This window comes from Desulfoluna sp. CYM3A (assembly GCF_056829965.1).
In genome coordinates this window covers 359,827-378,156 of sequence record NZ_CP186556.1, presented here as the reverse complement: position 1 = coordinate 378,156, position 18,330 = coordinate 359,827, and the positions used below count along the sequence as shown (strand labels likewise).

General features: G+C 58.3%; 12 protein-coding genes and 2 pseudogenes. 11 read left to right on the top strand and 3 right to left on the bottom strand.

Annotated elements, in window-relative coordinates; all coding sequences use genetic code 11:
• Positions 1–52: 52 nt before the first annotated feature.
• From ACOYW1_RS01990 to ACOYW1_RS01940, 11 genes and pseudogenes are all read left to right on the top strand, one after another.
• On the top strand, positions 53–3,091 hold the full coding sequence (locus tag ACOYW1_RS01990) for an FAD-dependent oxidoreductase (protein ID WP_482421465.1): 3,039 nt from the start codon (positions 53–55) through the stop codon (positions 3,089–3,091).
• Positions 3,092–3,174: 83 nt separating this feature from the next.
• Positions 3,175–3,606 carry a hydrogenase iron-sulfur subunit gene (locus tag ACOYW1_RS01985; RefSeq protein WP_180136910.1) on the top strand — a complete coding sequence of 144 codons (432 nt, stop codon included), beginning with the start codon at positions 3,175–3,177 and terminating at the stop codon, positions 3,604–3,606.
• 3 nt (positions 3,607–3,609) lie between these two features.
• Entirely contained in the window at positions 3,610–4,461 is an 852-nt protein-coding gene (locus tag ACOYW1_RS01980) for a 4Fe-4S ferredoxin (protein ID WP_482421464.1), read from the top strand.
• 97 nt (positions 4,462–4,558) lie between these two features.
• Positions 4,559–5,569, top strand: coding sequence for a 4Fe-4S dicluster domain-containing protein (locus tag ACOYW1_RS01975; RefSeq protein WP_482421463.1), 1,011 nt, complete (start codon positions 4,559–4,561; stop codon positions 5,567–5,569).
• Between the two features lie 16 nt (positions 5,570–5,585).
• Positions 5,586–5,825 (top strand): hypothetical protein, encoded by a 240-nt coding sequence (locus tag ACOYW1_RS01970; protein WP_482421462.1) that lies wholly within the window; start codon positions 5,586–5,588, stop codon positions 5,823–5,825.
• Positions 5,818–6,429 (top strand): FAD/NAD(P)-binding protein, encoded by a 612-nt coding sequence (locus ACOYW1_RS01965; protein WP_482421461.1) that lies wholly within the window; start codon positions 5,818–5,820, stop codon positions 6,427–6,429. The genes ACOYW1_RS01970 and ACOYW1_RS01965 overlap by 8 nt, the downstream gene beginning before the upstream one ends.
• Before the next feature lie 182 nt (positions 6,430–6,611).
• Positions 6,612–6,896 (top strand): annotated as a pseudogene (locus tag ACOYW1_RS01960) (TusE/DsrC/DsvC family sulfur relay protein); the annotation flags it as partial.
• A 103-nt stretch (positions 6,897–6,999) separates the two neighbouring features.
• The gene (locus tag ACOYW1_RS01955; protein WP_482414968.1) at positions 7,000–7,398 is read left to right on the top strand and encodes a secondary thiamine-phosphate synthase enzyme YjbQ; all 399 of its coding nucleotides are present in this window, start codon (positions 7,000–7,002) and stop codon (positions 7,396–7,398) included.
• Between the two features lie 298 nt (positions 7,399–7,696).
• Positions 7,697–8,152, top strand: a complete 456-nt coding sequence (ahbA, locus tag ACOYW1_RS01950) for a siroheme decarboxylase subunit alpha (protein ID WP_482421460.1) — start codon at positions 7,697–7,699, stop codon at positions 8,150–8,152.
• Positions 8,153–8,154: 2 nt separating this feature from the next.
• Complete coding sequence (locus ACOYW1_RS01945) at positions 8,155–8,949, top strand: nitrilase-related carbon-nitrogen hydrolase (protein WP_482421459.1); 795 nt, start codon at positions 8,155–8,157, stop codon at positions 8,947–8,949.
• A gap of 615 nt (positions 8,950–9,564) precedes the next feature.
• Positions 9,565–10,515 carry a Tle-like phospholipase domain-containing protein gene (locus tag ACOYW1_RS01940; RefSeq protein ID WP_482421458.1) on the top strand — a complete coding sequence of 317 codons (951 nt, stop codon included), beginning with the start codon at positions 9,565–9,567 and terminating at the stop codon, positions 10,513–10,515.
• 342 nt (positions 10,516–10,857) lie between these two features.
• On the opposite strand, the gene ACOYW1_RS01935 is transcribed toward ACOYW1_RS01940, so the two are convergent.
• The 3 genes and pseudogenes from ACOYW1_RS01935 to clpB all read right to left on the bottom strand — a co-directional run bounded on the left by ACOYW1_RS01935 (position 10,858) and on the right by clpB (position 18,224).
• Positions 10,858–11,322 (bottom strand): YkgJ family cysteine cluster protein, encoded by a 465-nt coding sequence (locus tag ACOYW1_RS01935; protein WP_482421457.1) that lies wholly within the window; start codon positions 11,320–11,322, stop codon positions 10,858–10,860.
• A 338-nt stretch (positions 11,323–11,660) separates the two neighbouring features.
• A pseudogene (nifJ, locus tag ACOYW1_RS01930) lies at positions 11,661–15,152 on the bottom strand (pyruvate:ferredoxin (flavodoxin) oxidoreductase).
• A gap of 474 nt (positions 15,153–15,626) precedes the next feature.
• Positions 15,627–18,224, bottom strand: a complete 2,598-nt coding sequence (gene clpB, locus ACOYW1_RS01925; RefSeq protein ID WP_482423639.1) for an ATP-dependent chaperone ClpB — start codon at positions 18,222–18,224, stop codon at positions 15,627–15,629.
• Between the last annotated feature and the right edge of the window lie 106 nt (positions 18,225–18,330).

Here is an 18,330-nt window from a genome sequence, read left to right as displayed (position 1 = left end):
GTTCTCAGCGATTTGAATGCGCCTGCGCACCATTCAACAGGAGAAAGAAGCCATGTCTAAGGATGTAATCGGATCCGTGATGGTCGTCGGGGGGGGTATCGCCGGTATGCAAACTGCCCTGGATCTGGCCGATTCAGGTTATTATGTATACCTGGTCGAAAAAGGGGCCTCCATTGGCGGTGTCATGTCCCAGCTGGACAAGACTTTTCCGACCAACGACTGTGCAATGTGAATTATCTCACCTAAACTGGTCGAGGTCGGCCGGCATCTGAACATTGAGTTAAAAACCCTTTCTGACGTGATCGACATCCAGGGCGAGGCAGGTAATTTTGAAGTTACCTTAAACGAGAGGCCCCGATACGTGGACGAGTCCAAATGTATCGCCTGTGGTCTCTGTGCCGAAAAATGCCCCAAGAAGGTCACGGACCCTTACAACGCTAATCTGATCAAGCGAAAAGCCATCTACGTCGAGTATGATCAGGCCGTACCCCTTAAGTACGCCATTGATCCCGACACCTGTCTCAAGCTTACCAAGGACAGGTGCGGAAACTGCGAGAAGGTCTGCCCCACCGGCGCCATCGATTACACGATGACCGCCAAGGAGACCACCCTCAACGTCGGCTCCGTGGTCCTGGCCACTGGCTTCAAGCCCTTTGATCCTTCCGTTTTCGACACCTATCAGTACACCAAGTTCCCCAACGTTGTTACCTCTCTGGAATTCGAGCGTATCCTCTCCGCTTCAGGCCCCACCCAGGGTCACCTGACCCGTCGGAGCAAGGACGGCGAAGAGCCCAAGAAGATCGCCTGGTTCCAGTGCATCGGTTCAAGGGACATCAACCGCTGCGACAACGGCCACTGCTCCAGCGTCTGCTGTATGTACGCCATCAAAGAAGCGGTCATGGCCAAGGAGCACAACGGGGACGATCTGGATTGCGCCATCTTCTTCATGGACATGCGTACTCCGGGCAAGGACTTCGAAGAGTACTACGAGAAGAGCAAGGATCGTGGTATCCGGTTTGTCCGCAGCCGCGTACACACCATCAACCCCATTCCTGAAACCGATGACCTGGAAGTACGCTACGTCACCGAAGACGGCACCATCAAGACCGAAGTCTTCGGCATGATCGTCCTCTCCATCGGTCTCGAGGCGGCTCCGGAAACCGTGGAACTGGCCAAGAAGCTGGACATTGAGCTTACCCCCAGCAACTTTGCCGCCACCTCCGCCTTCAACCCCGTGGCCACAAGCCGTGAGGGTATCTACGTCTGCGGCGCCTTCCAGGGCCCCAAAGACATTCCCGAGTCCATCGTGGACGCCAGTGCAGCAGCTGCTGCGGCCGGCGAGTCCATCGCCTCGGCACGGAACACCGTGACCAAGGAAGCCGAGACGGTGCCCCAGCTCGACGTGGGCGGCGAACGACCCAAGATCGGCGTCTTCGTCTGCTCCTGCGGTACCAACATCGCAGGTACCGTGGACGTGGAGGCTGTGTCCGAGTACGCCAAGTCCCTCCCCTACGTGGAGTTCGTGGCCAACAACCTCTTCTCCTGTTCCCAGGATACTCAGGACAAGATCGCTGAGACCATCAAGGAGAAGGGCCTCAACCGCGTTGTGGTTGCCGCCTGTACGCCCAAGACCCACGAAGGCCTCTTCCAGGAGACCCTCCTGGCTGCCGGCCTCAACAAGTACCTCTTCGAGATGACCAACATCCGTAACCAGGACTCCTGGGTACACAAGGATCAGCCGGAGATGGCCACCGAAAAAGCCAAGGACCTCATTCGCATGTCCGTGGCCAAGGTCGCCCTCTTCCAGCCCCTCGAAGAAGCCGAGCTCCAGGTCAACCAGACCGCCATGGTCCTCGGCGGGGGCCTTGCGGGCATCACCACTGCCCAGAGCCTCTCCCGTCAGGGATACGCCACCCACATCGTTGAGCGCGAAGACAAGCTTGGCGGCAACGCCAACCGCCTCTACCGCACCGCCTCCGGCGAGAATGTGGCAGAGAAACTGGTCGAGCTCATCGACGACGTGACCAAGGACGAGAACATCACCGTTCACCTGAACACCACCCTGGAAAACGTGGAAGGCTTCGTGGGCAACTTCGAATCCACCCTCGCTTCCAACGGAGCGGAGACCGTCCTGAAGCACGGGGTTGCCGTCATGGCCACCGGGGCTCAGCCCTACACCCCCACAGAATACTCTTACGGCTCCAGCGACCGCATCGTCACCAGCCTTGAAATGGATGAGAAACTCAAGGCCGACGATCCGATGCTGAACACCGTGAATTCAGCCGTATTTATCCAGTGCGTCGGCTCCCGCGAGCCCGAGCGTCCCTTCTGCTCACGTGTCTGCTGTACCCACAGCATCGACAACGCCCTGGAAATCAAACGCCGCAATCCCCTTGCCAACGTATACATCCTGTACCGCGACATCCGGACCTACGGCGAGCGCGAGCATCTCTACCGCGAAGCACGCGAAAAAGGCGTTATCTTCATCCGTTACGACGTGGACAAGAAGCCTGTTGTCGCCGTCAACGGAGACAAGGTATCCATCAAGACCGTCGATCACGTTCTCCGGCGCGAAGTTGAGATCGAAGCAGACCTCCTCTCCCTGGCCACCGCCGTGGTGCCCTACCGGGATGAAAAGGTTGCCCAGTTCTTCAAGCTGCCCATGAACGACAACGGCTTCTTCGTGGAACGCCACGCCAAGCTCGGTCCCAGCGAGTTCGCAACCGACGGCGTCTTCCTCTGCGGCATGGCTCACTATCCCAAGCCCATTGACGAAGCCATCGGCCAGGCCAAGGCAGCGGCATCCCGCGCCATCACCCTGCTGGCCCGTGAGACCATTCACACCAGCGGCCAGGTCGCCCATGTGAACCCCGCGCTCTGCAGCTCCTGCGGGATCTGTGTCAGCGTCTGCCCCTACTCCGCGCCTTCCTTCATGACCGAAGGCCGAGACGCAGGCAAGGCCCAGATCAACCCCGTACTCTGCAAGGGCTGCGGCCTCTGCGTCGGCTCCTGCCGATCCGGTGCCATTCGCCACAGGGGCTTTGATAACGACCAGATCATGTCGCAGATCTTTGCCCTGAACGAAGCGTAAGGACAGATTCGCATTAAACCTGTTTGTCCCGCCCTTTCCGAGCGTGTTTCGAAGGGGCGGGATTCAAAGGAGACTAAATAAAAATGGCTGAATTCGAACCGAAAATCGTCAGCTTTCTCTGTAACTGGTGCAGTTACGGAGCCGCTGACCTCGCAGGTGTGGGCAGAGCCCAGTACCCTGCCAACGTCCGCGTGATCCGGATCCCCTGTTCCGGTCGCATGAGCCCCAAATTCTTCCTGGCCGCCCTGCGCGAAGGAGCTGATGCCGTCTGGGTTTCCGGCTGACATCCCGGTGACTGCCATTACCTGGAAGGTAATTACTACGCACGTCGAAAGTTCGCCCTGATGAAAAACCTCATGGAGCATATGGGCGTTGAACCCGGCCGCCTGCAGTTCTCCTGGATCTCGTCCGCCGAGTCCACCAAGTTCGTGGACGTGGTGACCAAGGTCACGGAATCCGTCAAGGCCCTGGGTCCCAATACCAATTACGTGAAAAAGAGCGCGGCGAAGGGTTAAGCCATGGAATCATACATCGGAAAAATCAAAGAGATATCGGAAAGGCTCTTGAACGACGGCACCGTCGAGTGCGTTGTTGGATTCCGTAAAGGAACCGTGGCCAACACCAACGAGCCCTGCATGATCACCAAAGCCGAAGATGCCAAAGACCTTGTCTGGGATGCAAACTGCCGTTTGAACCTGGCCAACTACATCACCGGCCGTACGGAAAAGATCGCCATCATCGCCAAGGGATGTGATTCTCGAAACATCGTCAACCACATCATCGAAAACAAGATCTCCCGCGATCAGCTTGTGATCATCGGCGTGCCCTGCAAAGGGATGGTGGACAAGAACAACCCCGAGCAGCTTCAGGCCAACTGCGCCACCTGTCTCCACAGAAACCCCGTCATCTACGACGAGCTCTGTGCCGACCTCGTGGAAGAGCAGAAGGACGTGGACCGCTACGAAGACGTCCGCAAGGTTGAAGCCATGGACACCCAGGAGAAATGGGCCTTCTTCGAAGAGCTCCTCTCCGGCTGCACCCGCTGCTACGCGTGCAGAAACGTACGCCCCTCGCTACCGCCCCACCTGCTCGCCCTGCACCAAGCCCGACCCCAGTGGGTAGGCAAAGGAACCGATCCCATCGATATTCGCACCTACCACTTCCTGAGGGCCTACCACTGCGCCGGCCGCTGCACCGACTGCGGCGCCTGCGAAGCGGCCTGTCCCCAGAACATCAAGGTGCGCAATTTCACCAAGAAGCTCGAAAAAGACTGCTACGAGCTCTACGGTTGGGAAGCGGGACTTACCGTCGACCAGCGTCCGCCGCTGGACAGCTTCAAGCTGGACGATCCCGAAAAATTCATCATGTAATCCCGTTCGCCTCTCTTGTGTTATCTGAACTGAGCGAATGAACCATCATATGAACAAGGGCAAATATCATGAAGGTCATCAAAATTGATAAAAATACATGGGCCGCGGATTCTACAGCCTGAGAAGCGGTTACCGCCTCTTCGGCCCCGTGATGCAGGGTGATGCCCACGAATACAAGGAACTGACGAGTGACGAAACGCCGGACATGGCGTACACCAACACCCGTCTCTCCCCCAAGTCCGTGGTCTTCCCCCAGTCCGAGCCGATGTTTACGTACAGCCTGGACGAGTCTGATCCGGAACACCACCTCCTCAAGGACGCCCCCAAGGATTATTCCCCCCGGGCCGTCATCGGGATGCGACCCTGCGACGCCAAGGCCCTGGCCCTGGTCCGCATGAACTTCGACACCGAAGACTACCGCGACCCCTTCTGGATGGACTCTTACGAAGCCACCACCTTTGTGGGCCTGGCCTGTGACGCCCCCTGCGACACTTGCTTCTGCACCAGCGCAGGATGCGGCCCCTACCACGAGGAAGGCCTCGACGTTCTCCTCTCCGACTGCGGCGATGCCTACGAGGCCAAAGCCCTGACGGAAAAAGGGGAGAAGCTCCTGGCTGCGGCCGGTTGGGCAGCCGAGGGCGATGCTTCTGTCTTCGAGCCCAAAAAAGCCGAAGCCGAAGCCAAGATCACCTGCAAGGTGGAGTCCTCCAAGCTTCGGGGCAAAAACAGCCTCGATCTCTACGATGCACCGTTCTGGAAAGAACTCTCCTTTGCATGCATCAACTGCGGGACCTGCACCTACGCCTGCCCCACCTGCTGGTGTTTCGACATCCAGGACGAAAACAAGGGCAACGACGGCGTGCGCATGAGAAACTGGGACAGCTGCATGACCTCTCTGTTCACCCTGCACGGCTCCGGCCACAACCCCAGGGAACAGAAGCATCAGCGCTTCCGTCAGCGTTTCATGCACAAGCTCAAGTACTTTGTCGACAAGTACGACAAGGGCCTGATGTGCGTGGGCTGCGGCCGCTGCGTTCAGCAGTGCCCTGCCAACATTGATATCCGCAGCATCTGTAACAAGATGAACGGTTACGAAGCCGCCAGCTAAAAAAAGGAGAAGACCTGTGCAGAATCCTTATAAGGCGTATCCCGTTCGCATTGACGACATTCAGGTTGCGACCGCGGATAAAACGCTCAGAACCTTTAAGTTTGTCTTTCTCAACCCGGAAGATGAAGAGAAATTTGCCTACAAGGTTGGACAGTTCGCAGAGCTCTCCATCCCCGGTCAGGGTGAAATCCCCATTGGCATCGCCTCCTCCCCTTCCGAGAAGGGCTTTGTCATGTTTACCGTGTTCGATGAATAAAGTGACCGACCACCTTCACAACATGAAGGTAGGCGACATCATGGGCATCCGAGGCCCTCTGGGCAACTGGTATCCCATTGAGGACCTCGAAGGCAAAAACATCGTCATCATCGGCGCCGGTTTTGCCTTTACCACCCTGCGTTCCACCATCAAGTACCTGCTCGAGCCCGAAAACCGCAAGCGCTTCGGCCGACTGGACGTGATCTACGGTGCGCGTAACCCCGGCATGATCCTTTATAAGGATGAGCTGGTGGAGCGGAAAGCGGCAATCAACGACCTCAACCTCACCGTTGACGGCACCGATGATCCCGACTGGAAATACCACACCGGTTTCGTGCCCACCATCACCGAAACCCAGGCGCCCCAGGCCGATGACGATACCTACGCCATCCTCTGCGGCCCCCCCATGATGCTGAAGTTTACCAAGCCTGTCCTGGACAAGCTTGGTTACAAGCCTGATCACATCATCATGAGCCTCGAAAACCGAATGAAATGCGGCATCGGCATGTGCGGTCGCTGCAACATCGGCAAGGAGCTGGTCTGCAAAGACGGCCCCGTCTTCACCCTCGACAAGCTCAATGAGATGCCGGAAGAGGATCAGTAAACGAATATAGGCGGTTAAACCCGTAACATATTGTATGTTACGGGTTGACATTGCCCTTTCTTTACTGTATTTCTTCTCTTCGAAGTGGACAGGACAAAATAAGGGATAAGCCTTTCAAATTGATAATTCTCAACAGGAGGTTTTGATTCAATGGCCGTAACCACAGGTACGGAAAGTCGTTTGACGTAGATGAGGATGGTTTCCTTCTTGACTTCAACCAGTTCACCGAAGAGTGGCTGGAGATCGTTATGAAAGAAGAAGGTATTGCAGAGCTGAACGACGAGCACAAGCTCGTTATCGACGTTCTTCAGGACTACTACCGTAAAAACGGTATCGCTCCCATGGTTCGCGTTCTCTCCAAGCTGACCAAGTTCAAGCTCAAGCACATCTACGAGCTGTTCCCCTCAGGCCCCGGCAAAGGCGCCTGCAAAATGGCTGGTCTTCCCAAGCCCACCGGTTGCGTATAGTCACCGGACGCCGTTTTTAAGTTTATCAAATCAGGCCCTGTCGGTAACGGCGGGGCCTTTTTTGGTTTAAGCCCCTCACCCTATAAGCCTTTCCCAAACGCCCATGCAGACTTCCCTTCTGATCCAGACCACAAAAAACAAAGAGCTGGTGGATATCTCCTCTGACGTGCAGGCAGAAATAGACCGATGGGGCTGCCACGACGGCGTCCTCTTCCTGTTCGTGCCCCACACCACCGCTGCCGTCACCATCAATGAAAACGCCGATCCCGCCGTTCAGGAAGATGTGATCTACGCCCTGAAAAAGGCGTTCCCCGACCACCCGGCCTTCCGGCACCTGGAAGGAAACTCCGATGCCCACGTCATGACAAGCCTCACCGGCTCATCCGAGATCATTTTCATCCAAGAGGGACGCCCTGTCCTCGGCACCTGGCAGGGCATCTACCTTGCCGAATTCGACGGCCCCCGCAAACGCCGGGTGGTCCTCAAGTGCCTTCCGGGGTAAGGTCCTGAAGGGCTGCGGCACCAACAGGCGCATAACCCCTCTTATTCTTCTTTATCAAGGGGCAGAAGACAAGCGCCTTGATTGCCGGAACGTTTTTGCGGAGCTTTTTTCAAAAAGCGACCCGCCGGAGGCAACGGAATGGATAAATGCGTTGACCCGATGGCACCCGGCCCCAACGGTTGACGCAACGGCCCCGGCATCATAAGATATCGAATTCAAGAAACACGACATGCAGGCCCCCTTTATTATAAGGCCCTGCCAGGCGATTACCCATGAGCGGCCAAAGGAGCATCCGTACATGACCCTCGAAGAGAAGGACAAGCAGATCATCAACCACATCCAATCCGATTTTCCCATCTGCAAACGGCCCTATGCCGCCATCGGCGACGCGCTGTCCATGGATGAAGCCGAGGTGATCACGCGGGTGGCAAAGCTCAAGGAGATGGGGATCATCCGCCGTATCGGCGGCAACTTCAGCCCCGAAAAAGTGGGCTTTCACAGCACCCTCTGCGGGGCCAGGGTTCCCGAGGAGAAGCTTGAGACCTTTGCCGAGGTCGTCAACAGCTACAAAGGCGTTACCCACAACTACGTCCGGGATGACGATTTCAACGTCTGGTTCACCTTCATCGAAGACTCCGTGGCTCAGATTGAGGCCAACCTGGCCGAAATTGCCGAGCGTACCGGGGTCACCAGTATCTACAACCTGCCAGCCACCCATATCTTTAAAATTCGCGCCGAATTCACCGTGGAGTAGCCATGGAAACCCTGCGCCTTGCCCTGGCCGCCGTTCCTGCCTCCCTTGCCGACCCTTCCGGCAACAGAGACACCCTTCACCGCAGCAGTCGCAAGGCCCGGGAGGCCGGGGCCGACCTCATCGTGTTTCCCGAGCTCTCCCTCACCGGCTATGCCAACGGAACCGGTGCCTTTGAGCGGGCCATCACCGAAGACGAGGCCCTCTGCATCATTCAGGAGGCCGTAAACGAAACCGGCTTAGGGATCCTTGCCGGGTATGCGGAAAAGGCCTCCTCCGGTGACCTGTTCGCCTCCCACACAGCCCTTTTACCGGACGGAAGTCACACCACCTACCGAAAGCTCCACCTGGCCCCGCCGGAAAAGGGACTCTACAGCGCCGGCACCGGCCTGCCCCTCTTTTCCTTCAAGGGGTTTTCCATTGGCATGATGCTCTGCTACGACGCCCACTTCCCTCTGGCCTTTCACCACCTGGCCCAGCAGGGCGCAGACCTTGTGATCCTCCCCCACGCCTCCCCCAGGGGCACCAGCGAAGAGAAATACGATTCCTGGATGCGTCACCTGCCGTCCCGGGCCTTTGACAACAGCTTCTGGGTGACTGCCGTCAACCAGTGCGGCACCAACGAAGCGCACCTTTCCTTTCCGGCCCTGGCCCTGGCCTTTGACCCCTCGGGGCATCTTGCGGGACCTCCACGCCTTACAGAAGGCCTCCACCTCGTGGACATCGACCAAAAAAAACTGACCGAGGTCAGGTCCCACCCCATGCGCTACTTCCTGCCCAACACCCGCAACGAGTTTTAACCTTCAACACCAAAGTCGATAGCTTACAGGTGGTTAACCTGTTTCCGCACAACTGAAACAAGACAACACCCAGCCTTTTGATGGCGTTCGCCCATGCCTTAAGTCATCCTCCCCTTAACTCACCACCCGCACCACCTTAGAAATTATTATTGACACATAAAATGTAGATATATATATGACTGACATCGCCCTTTAATCATTGGCACATCCCATGATCAATATTTAATGATTCGATGTTATTAGAAATATGGCATTTATCAATAAAAAAGACCAAGTATCCATTTCACTACACCATAAAAACGCATCGCTGCACGAGCAGCACCGGAGCCAAGGGATAAATACCCGCAAGAATACGTTGAAACCATCGCGATCCTCCACCAGCCCTTAGGTATCGGTCGCCGATGCTCCCTTCAGGCCCTTGCGTTCGCCTAAATTCAGTGGCCAACGCAAGTCACATGCGGCGCAACATGCACCCTTAACCCATTGTTGACAAACGGACATCCCACCGCCGGGCTGGGCCATCTCACATAAGATAACCACCGCGCACCCTGTGCGCCGATCATACAATGTAAGCACTGCATTTAATTTAGTCATCGCTAAAGGAGATTAGGTGAAATGAGACGACTTGTGATGATGATTGGTTTTTTCTTTGTGTTAACCGGGTCCGCGCTTGCGGCCGATGGCAAGGACGTTGACGGCTCCGGCCTCCCACCCCAGATGACCCAGGTTGAATACGAATACATCCTGGACATGGCCAACCTCACGGCACGGATCTACGACAACGCCTGGGACTGGATGCTGGACAGACTGGCGCCCTTCCTGCTGAACAAACTCGACTTTGTGGGCAATTCATCCAACTACCTCAATGTTGTACGGGATAAAAACGTCCTGAACTACATGACCGAAGCGCAGCGTTCGGCAGTGACAACCCTGCTGGACACCTATGTGGGCGGCTGGGACGGCCTGGACGCAAAGGTGTACATCAACATCCACAACCCCGGGCAGCTTGTTCTGGTTTTCAGGGGCACCGAAGCCCTCAACGTCAACGACTGGATTGCCGACGTCAGGCAGGCCCTCAATATTTTCGTAAACTCCATCGGGTCGGTCCAGTATGATAAAGCCGTGGACCTCGCCGTGGGCCTGAAGGCCTTTGCCGATGCCAACAGCTACACCATGGAAATTGCCGGCCACAGCCTGGGCGGTGGCCTGGCGCAGATCACCGGCCTGAAAACCGGGGTCAAGACCACCTGCTTCAACGCAGCCGGCCTCACCGCAGCCACCCTTGTTGAGCAGGGCATCATCGACAGCGCAAGCCAGCCCGTGACCGAAGAGATGGTGGCCAACATCACCCACATCAATGTCAAAAACTGCCCCCTGGTGGACACCGACGGACAGATGAACGACAGCTCCCCCTTCGCCACCTGCCCCCGCTACGGCAATGCCGACAAGGTCTACTGGCTGGATCACCTGATGTTCTGCGGAGGCACATGGAACATGCCCCTGCGCATCGCCAACCACATGTACCATGCGTACGTCTACCAGCTGTACCAGAAAGATTTTCTCTAAGCAGCCCGTAAAACGCCCGGCATAAAGGCAACACGAACCACGCACCATAAAAAAAGCTCACCGGGAATTCCCGGTGAGCTTTTTTAACTGGTGCAATAGCAGTCTGCCGACGAACGCGCTCTGCCTCAGGAGACAGCCACAAGGACGTTCTGATCCTCCAACTGATGCGGTAGTTGAACATCACGATGGTGGTGGTCAGGGGGCGCCCGAAGAGAAAATCAAGGATCTCTGCCTTGACCCTGCCGCTCTCCACCAGGGTCTCCCGGAGGCTCCGGTCGTAGGCGATCATCTCACAAACCTTTTCAGCGGCCTCCTGGTCGCCGGTGTCGTCCACCTTCCGGATCAGCTCGTCCAGCAGGTCATAGCTGCAGCGCTCGTGGTGGTCTGCCACCAGGTCCCAGAGCCCCTTGATCCCGCCGATCTTGTCGGCACCGAAGCGTAAACCTCCACGATCTCCCGCTCGTCCCAGCACTTGAAGGACCGACACTCAAAAGGCCTCTGGCTGTAGATGTCGCAGCGGTTCTCAGGGGTCAGGAACAGGCAGCGCAGAGTCTCGGGGTCCACCTTGATCTTGATCTGATCCGTGGCCAGGGGCTCCATCTTCAGGGACTCTTTATTGAACATGCGCTCTCCGGCCCTCAGGGTGTACAGCACGGAAAGGTCGAGTTTTCCTGTCTTGATAAGCCGCTCATCCTGGGACCGCAGCACCGGGCCGCCCCCGGTGCAGCAGGCGCCGCAGTGGTTGCATGATGTCTGGGCAGCGCTGCACCCGCTGCATCCTTCGTTTCCGCCCGTTAAAAACTCCATAAAGCCCTTCCTTATATATAGATCATGTTGAGCCCCATTGCCTCCGGCGGCCCTGCCGGCGGGACCAACTTTTGTTAAAAATTTAACAACCAGGTTTCACACAGACACCAGCCTGCCTTCCGGGTTCACGGCACAGTCCGTAAGCACATGTGATGAGCCTGGGGCACGAAGCGTAAAGCATGTGCGATACCGCAGGTCATCAAACATCAAACCAGAAAAAAAGGCAAGGGCCAACTGCGCACCGCGCAAGAGACCCCTGCCTGATTTGTTTACCTTACGTTTTCAAGGTGTTTCACCCTGAAGGATCGCTGTGTTACCGCGACCCAAATCCCTGCGGGTTACTCGGCAAGGCGCTTGTAGTGCTCGTAGCGCTTGGCGAACTCCATCTCGATCTGCCCGCGGAGCTTCTTGGACTCTTCAGGGAACATCTGCTCCAGGCTGGCAAAACGGTTCTCGCCGGCCAGGAAGTCCTGAATGGTGCCGTCGGGCTCTTTGGATTCAAAGATGAAGGGGTTCTTGCCCTCTTCGGCCAGGGCAGGGTTGTAGCGATACAGGGGCCAGTACCCGGAGGCCACCGCAAGCTTCATCTCTTCCTGGGTCTTGCCCATGCCTTTTTTGATGCCTTGGTTGATACACGGGGCGTAGCAGATCACCACAGAAGGTCCGGGGTGGTTTTCCGCCTCGATAAAGGCTTTCATGAGCTGCTGCTTGTTGGCACCCATGGAGACGGAGGCCACGTAGACATACCCGTAGCTCATGGCAATGAGACCAAGGTCCTTCTTGCCGATCTTCTTGCCGGAGGCGGCAAACTTGGCCACGGCACCGGTGGGGGTCGCCTTGGAGGCCTGACCGCCGGTGTTGGAGTAAACCTCGGTATCCATGACCAGGATGTTCACGTCTTCCCCGGAGGCAATGACGTGGTCCAGGCCGCCGAAACCAATGTCGTAGGCCCAGCCGTCCCCGCCGAAGATCCAGTGGGACTTCTTGGTGAACAGGTCGTTCATGGCATCGATCTCATCGAGGATGGGGTCTCCCATCTCCGTGAGAAGGCGTGCCTTGATCTCGTCCCCGTACTGCCTTGAGAGCTTGGCATCGCCCATGTTCTCGGACCAGTTCTTCATGGCGGCCTTCATCTCGTCGGAGATCTCGCAATCCTGGGCCTCGGCCATGAGGTCGGCAAGCTTCTGGCGCCGCTGGTTCGTGGCCAGGGCCATGCCGTAACCAAACTCGGCTGCGTCTTCAAAAAGAGAGTTGCCCCAGGTGGGACCGAACCCGTCTTTGTTGGCGCAATAGGGGAAGGAGGGGGCGGACCCCGCCCAGATAGAGGAACAACCCGTGGCGTTGGCGATGGTCATGCGCTCACCGAAGAGCTGGGTGAGGACCTTCACATAGGGGGTCTCCCCACAGCCCGCACAGGCACCGGAGAACTCCAGAAGGGGCTGCATGAGCTGGCTGCCCTTGACGGACTCGCGCTTGAGCAGGCCTTCCTTGTACTCCACGGTCTTGGAAAAGGCGAAGTTGTCCGCCTCGGCCTCGGCCTGGGAGGCGATGGGCTTCATCACCAGGGCCGGGGTCTTGGCCGGGCAGATGTCGGCGCAGTTGCCGCAGCCCAGACAATCCATGGCGTTGACCTGGATGCGGAACTTGTACTCCTTGAGCTCCTTGCCGGCGGCGGGCAGTGTGGCAAAGCTTTCCGGCGCATCGGCCAGCTCAGCGTCGCTCACCACAATGGGAACGATGGCCGCGTGGGGGCAGACAAAGGAGCACTGGTTACACTGAATACAGTTTTCAGCGATCCACTCGGGCACTTCGATGGCCACGCCGCGTTTCTCGTAGCGCGAGGTACCCACGGGGAAGACACCGTCGGCGGGGAAGGTGGAGACGGGCAGGGAGTCACCCTTCTGGGCATTGACGGGTCGAAGCACATCGGTGATGAACTCCGGTGCCTCTTCGGCTTCGGAGGCAGCATCTTTGGCTTCGGCCCACGCCTCAGGCACGGGAATCTCCACAAGGCCTTCCAGGGCCTGGTCCACAGCGGCGATGTTCATGTCCACGATGGCATCGCCCTTCTTCATGTAGGTCTTCTTGATGTCTTTTTTCAGGAGGGCAATGGCCTCCTCAAAGGGCATCACATTGGCCAGCTTGAAGAAGGCGGTCTGCATGATCATGTTGATGCGTCCGCCAAGGCCCACGTTGGCGGCGACCTTCACCGCGTCGATGGCGTAGAAACGGATCTTCTTGGCGGCCAGGATACTCTTGAGGGAACCGGGAAGCTCGGCCTCCATCTCCTCGGCCGTCCAGGGGGCGTTGATAAGGAAGGTGCCGCCCTCTTTGATCCCATCCACCACATCGTAGAGGTGGACGTAGTTGGACTTGTGGCAGGCCACGAAATCGGGCTTGTCCACAAGGTAGGTACTCTTGATGGGCTCGTCCCCGAAACGCAGGTGGGACACGGTAATGCCGCCGGACTTCTTGGAGTCGTAGGCAAAGTACCCCTGGGCGTACATGTCGGTGTTGTCGCCGATGATCTTGATGGCGCTCTTGTTGGCACCCACGGTTCCGTCGGAGCCAAGGCCCCAGAACTTGCAGTTGACGGTGCCTTCGATGCCGGCATCGAAGCTCTCGTCCACTTCCAGGGAGCTGTAGGAGACGTCGTCCTTGATCCCCACGGTGAAGTGGTTCCTGGGCCCGGTGACCTTCATGTTGTCGAAGACCGCCTTGGCCATGGCCGGGGTGAACTCCTTGGAGCCCAGCCCGTAGCGACCGGTGAGGATCTGGGGCATCTCCCCCATCTCCATGTACGCGGCGGCAACATCCAGGTAGAGGGGCTCGCCCATGCTTCCGGACTCCTTGGTGCGGTCCAGAACGGTGATGGTGGACGCCGTGGCCGGAATGGCCTGCAGGAGGTGCTCGGCGCTGAAGGGGCGATAGAGGCGAACCTTGACGAGGCCTACCCTCTCACCCATGGCGGTCAGCTTGGAGACAGCCTCTTCCAGGGCTTCGCAGCCGGAGCCCATGGCGATGACAACCCGCTCGGCCTCGGGGTGGCCCACGTAGTCGAAGAGACGGTAGGGGCGGCCGGTGAGCTTGGTGACCTTCTCCATGTACTCGGCCACGATGTTGGGCACATCCTCATAATAGAGGTTGGCGGCCTCACGACCCTGGAAGTAGATATCCGGGTTCTGGGCGGTGCCGCGAATCTCGGGGTGCTCAGGGTTCATGGCGTTGGCACGGAACTCTTCCAGGGCGTCCATGTTCACGAGGTCTTTCATGTCCTCGTAATCGATCATCTCGATCTTCTGGATCTCGCTGGAGGTTCGGAACCCGTCAAAGAAGTGGACAAAGGGCACCCGGCTCTCGATGGTGGCCAGATGGGCCACCAGGGCCAGGTCCTGGACTTCCTGGACGTTGCCGGAGCAGAGCTGGGCGAAACCGGTCTGCCGAACGGCCATGACGTCCTGGTGATCCCCGAAGATGGACAGGGCATGGGCGGCAACAGCACGGGCCGACACATGGAAGACGCAGGGCAGAAGCTCCCCTGCAATCTTGTACATGTTGGGAATCATGAGCAGGAGGCCCTGGGAGGCGGTGAAGGTGGTGGTCAGCGCCCCGGCTGCCAGTTACGTAAACCGCGCCGCCGGCCACACGGCCTCGGACTGGAGCTGGCGAACCATCACTTCCTGGTCAAAAATGTTTTTCCGGGATGCGGCTGCCCACGCGTCGGCGGTTTCGCCCATGGGCGTTGAAGGCGTAATCGGATACAGTGCCGCCACGTCACTGAAGGCGTAGGCGACATGGACGGCAGCGGTGTTGCCGTCAATGGTCTTCATTGTTTTCCCCATAGTTAACTCCTTTAAATCGTTAGGAAGGATTCGCCACACGCAATCCCGGCCGCAGGACTACCATGCCGGAGATTGGCGATTGCTGCGGGTCTTTTTCGTTGCGGTGGCGCGATGGCGGAAATCCGGGCCGGAACTGCGATGGTCCGCAGGTCGGTGCATGGCGTCGGCCATATTCCGAGCATCCCTGCGGACGCGGGTCTCACTATACCGTACCGCCCCACGGGGCGGATATTTCCTCACTTTACGAGGGAGTCGTAAATAAGCATGATTACATGATCCCCATATCAAAGTAAAGCAGAATAATCCTCATTTACCCAATCATCCTACGCAAATATTTCACTTCCGAGCACCTTCCAAAGCGCCGCCTAAATTACATAAAAAAAGGTCGAAACAGCATCCATTACTCTGCTGTTCCGACCTTTGAGTGTTTTCCAGCTTCCTCGAAAAGGAAACTTCTATTTGCTATCTTGACTCATCACCCATGCGAAACTCAAGGCCATCGCCCCCCACATCCACGGCCACACTGTCGCCGTCCCCAAAACGCCCTTTGAGGATCTCCACGGCCAGAGGGTTCTCCACCTCCCGCTGAATGGCGCGCTTCAGGGGCCGGGCTCCGAACACGGGGTCGTACCCGGCGTCCACCAGGTGGGCCACCCCCGCCTCGGACACGGAAAAGCCGATACCCCGAGCCATGAGACGCTCGCTCACCCGCTTGAGCTGAAGTTCCACAATGCGGGACAGGTCTTCCCGGGTCAGGCTGTCGAAGATCACGGTCTCATCGATACGGTTGAGGAACTCGGGCCGGAACGACGCCTGCAGCATGGACTCCACCTTGGCTTCCATCTCCGGGCGGTTCTTGCCACCGTACTCCTGGATCACGTGGCTGCCGATGTTGGAGGTAAGCATGATGAGGGTGTTCCGGAAATCCACGGTGCGTCCCTGGCTGTCTGTCATCCGCCCGTCATCCAAAATCTGGAGCAGGAGGTTGAAGACGTCCGGATGGGCCTTTTCGATCTCGTCGAAGAGCACCACGGCATAGGGCCGCCTGCGGATGGCCTCGGTGAGGTACCCGCCTTCGTCGTAGCCCACGTACCCCGGAGGCGCCCCGATGAGCCGCGCCACCGCGTGTTTCTCCATGTACTCACTCATGTCGATGCGCACCAGAGCCCGCTCATCGTCAAAGAGAAACTCGGCCAGAGCCTTGGCCAGCTCGGTCTTGCCCACCCCGGTGGGGCCCATGAAGATAAAGGAGCCCACGGGCCGGTTGGCGTCCTGGAGCCCGGATCGAGCACGGCGCACCGCGTCGGAAACAGCCGAAATGGCCCGTTTCTGGCCCACCACACGCTTGCCCAGCCCCTCTTCCATGGCCAAAAGGCGCTCCATCTCCCCTTCCAGCATCTTGGCCACCGGAATGCCGGTCCAGCGGGAGATCACCTCGGCCACGTCCTCGTCGTCCACCTCCTCCTTGAGCATTTTCCGGTCTTTCTGGAGCTCGGAAAGGGTCTCCTTGGCTTCATCCAGAGCTTTCCTGAGTTCATCGCTTCGCCCGTAGCGGAGCTCGGCCACCCTGGCCAGGTCCCCTTCGCGCTCGGCCCGTTCCTCTTCGATCCCCAGCTGTTCCTGCTCTTCCTTGAGACCCCGGATCCCATCGATTATCGCCTTTTCGTTGGCCCAGTGGGCCTTCTTGCTATTGGCCTCTTCCCGGAGCTGTCCCAGCTCCTTTTCAAGGGCTTCCAGCCGGTCCTTGGAACCCCGGTCGCTCTCCTTGGTGAGGGCCTGCTTTTCCACCTCCAGCTGGGTGATGCGCCGCATCATCTCATCGATCTCGGCGGGCATACTGTCAATCTCGATGCGGAGCCGGGAGGCGCACTCGTCAATGAGGTCGATGGCCTTGTCCGGCAGGAACCGATCGGCGATGTAGCGGTTGGAGAGGGTGGCGGCCGCCACAATGGCCGAATCCTTGATGCGCACCCCGTGGTGCACCTCGTACTTTTCTTTAAGCCCGCGCAGAATGGAGATGGTGTCCTCCACACTGGGCTCAGCGGTAAAGACCGGCTGGAAACGCCGCTCCAGGGCCGCATCCTTTTCGATGTATTTCCGGTACTCATCCAGGGTGGTGGCCCCCACACAGCGCAGCACACCGCGAGCCAGGGCAGGCTTCAACAGGTTGGAGGCGTCCATGGACCCTTCCGCGGCACCGGCCCCCACCACGGTGTGGAGCTCGTCGATGAACAGGACGATCTCGCCGTCGGCGTCTTCCACCTCTTTAAGGACAGCCTTCAGCCGCTCTTCAAACTCACCCCGAAACTTGGCGCCCGCCACCAGGGCCCCCATGTCCAGGGCCGCAAGGCGCCTGTTCTTGAGGATCTCGGGTACGTCCCCTTCCACGATGCGGCGGGCCAACCCCTCCACAATGGCGGTCTTGCCCACCCCGGGCTCCCCGATAAGCACCGGGTTATTCTTCCGGCGCCTGGAGAGCACCTGCACCACGCGACGGATCTCTTCGTCCCGACCGATGACCGGGTCCAGCTTGCCGGCGCGGGCCAACGCCGTTAAATCCCGGGAAAACTTCTCCAGGGCCTGGTAGGTCGCTTCCGGGTTGGGGTCGGTGACCCGCTGGCTGCCCCGAATCTCCATGAGCACCGAAAGCAGGGACTCCCGGGTGAGGCCGAACCGGGCAAAAAGCTCCTTCATCCCCTTTTTCCCGCATCCGGCAAGGGCCAGGAGAAGGTGTTCCACGCTGACGTACTCGTCTTTCATGGTCTCGGCTTCGTCAAAGGCCTGGCTTAAGACCTGCCTGGACTCCCGGGATAAGGCAGCGTCCCCTGCGGCCCCGCTCACCTGGGGCAGGCGCCCCATGAGCTCGGCCAGCTGACCGGAGAGCCCTTCTAAAGGAACCCCCATTTTTCGGAAAATCGAGAGGACAATCCCCTCCCGGTCCCCCACCATGGCCGCCAGCATGTGCTCGGGTTCAATCTGTGGGTTGCCCTTGCGCGAGGCCATCTCATGGGCCTCCTGGATCATCTCCTGGGACTTCACCGTCAATCGATCAAATCGCATCATCCACTCCTTTTCGTCCTGAAAGACCCTTCCCCCACGGTCGGGCCTTCACAGCGTTTCGCTTTGTCCATCGCAAAAGCTTTAGCGTCCTTATCGATGCGTTCAA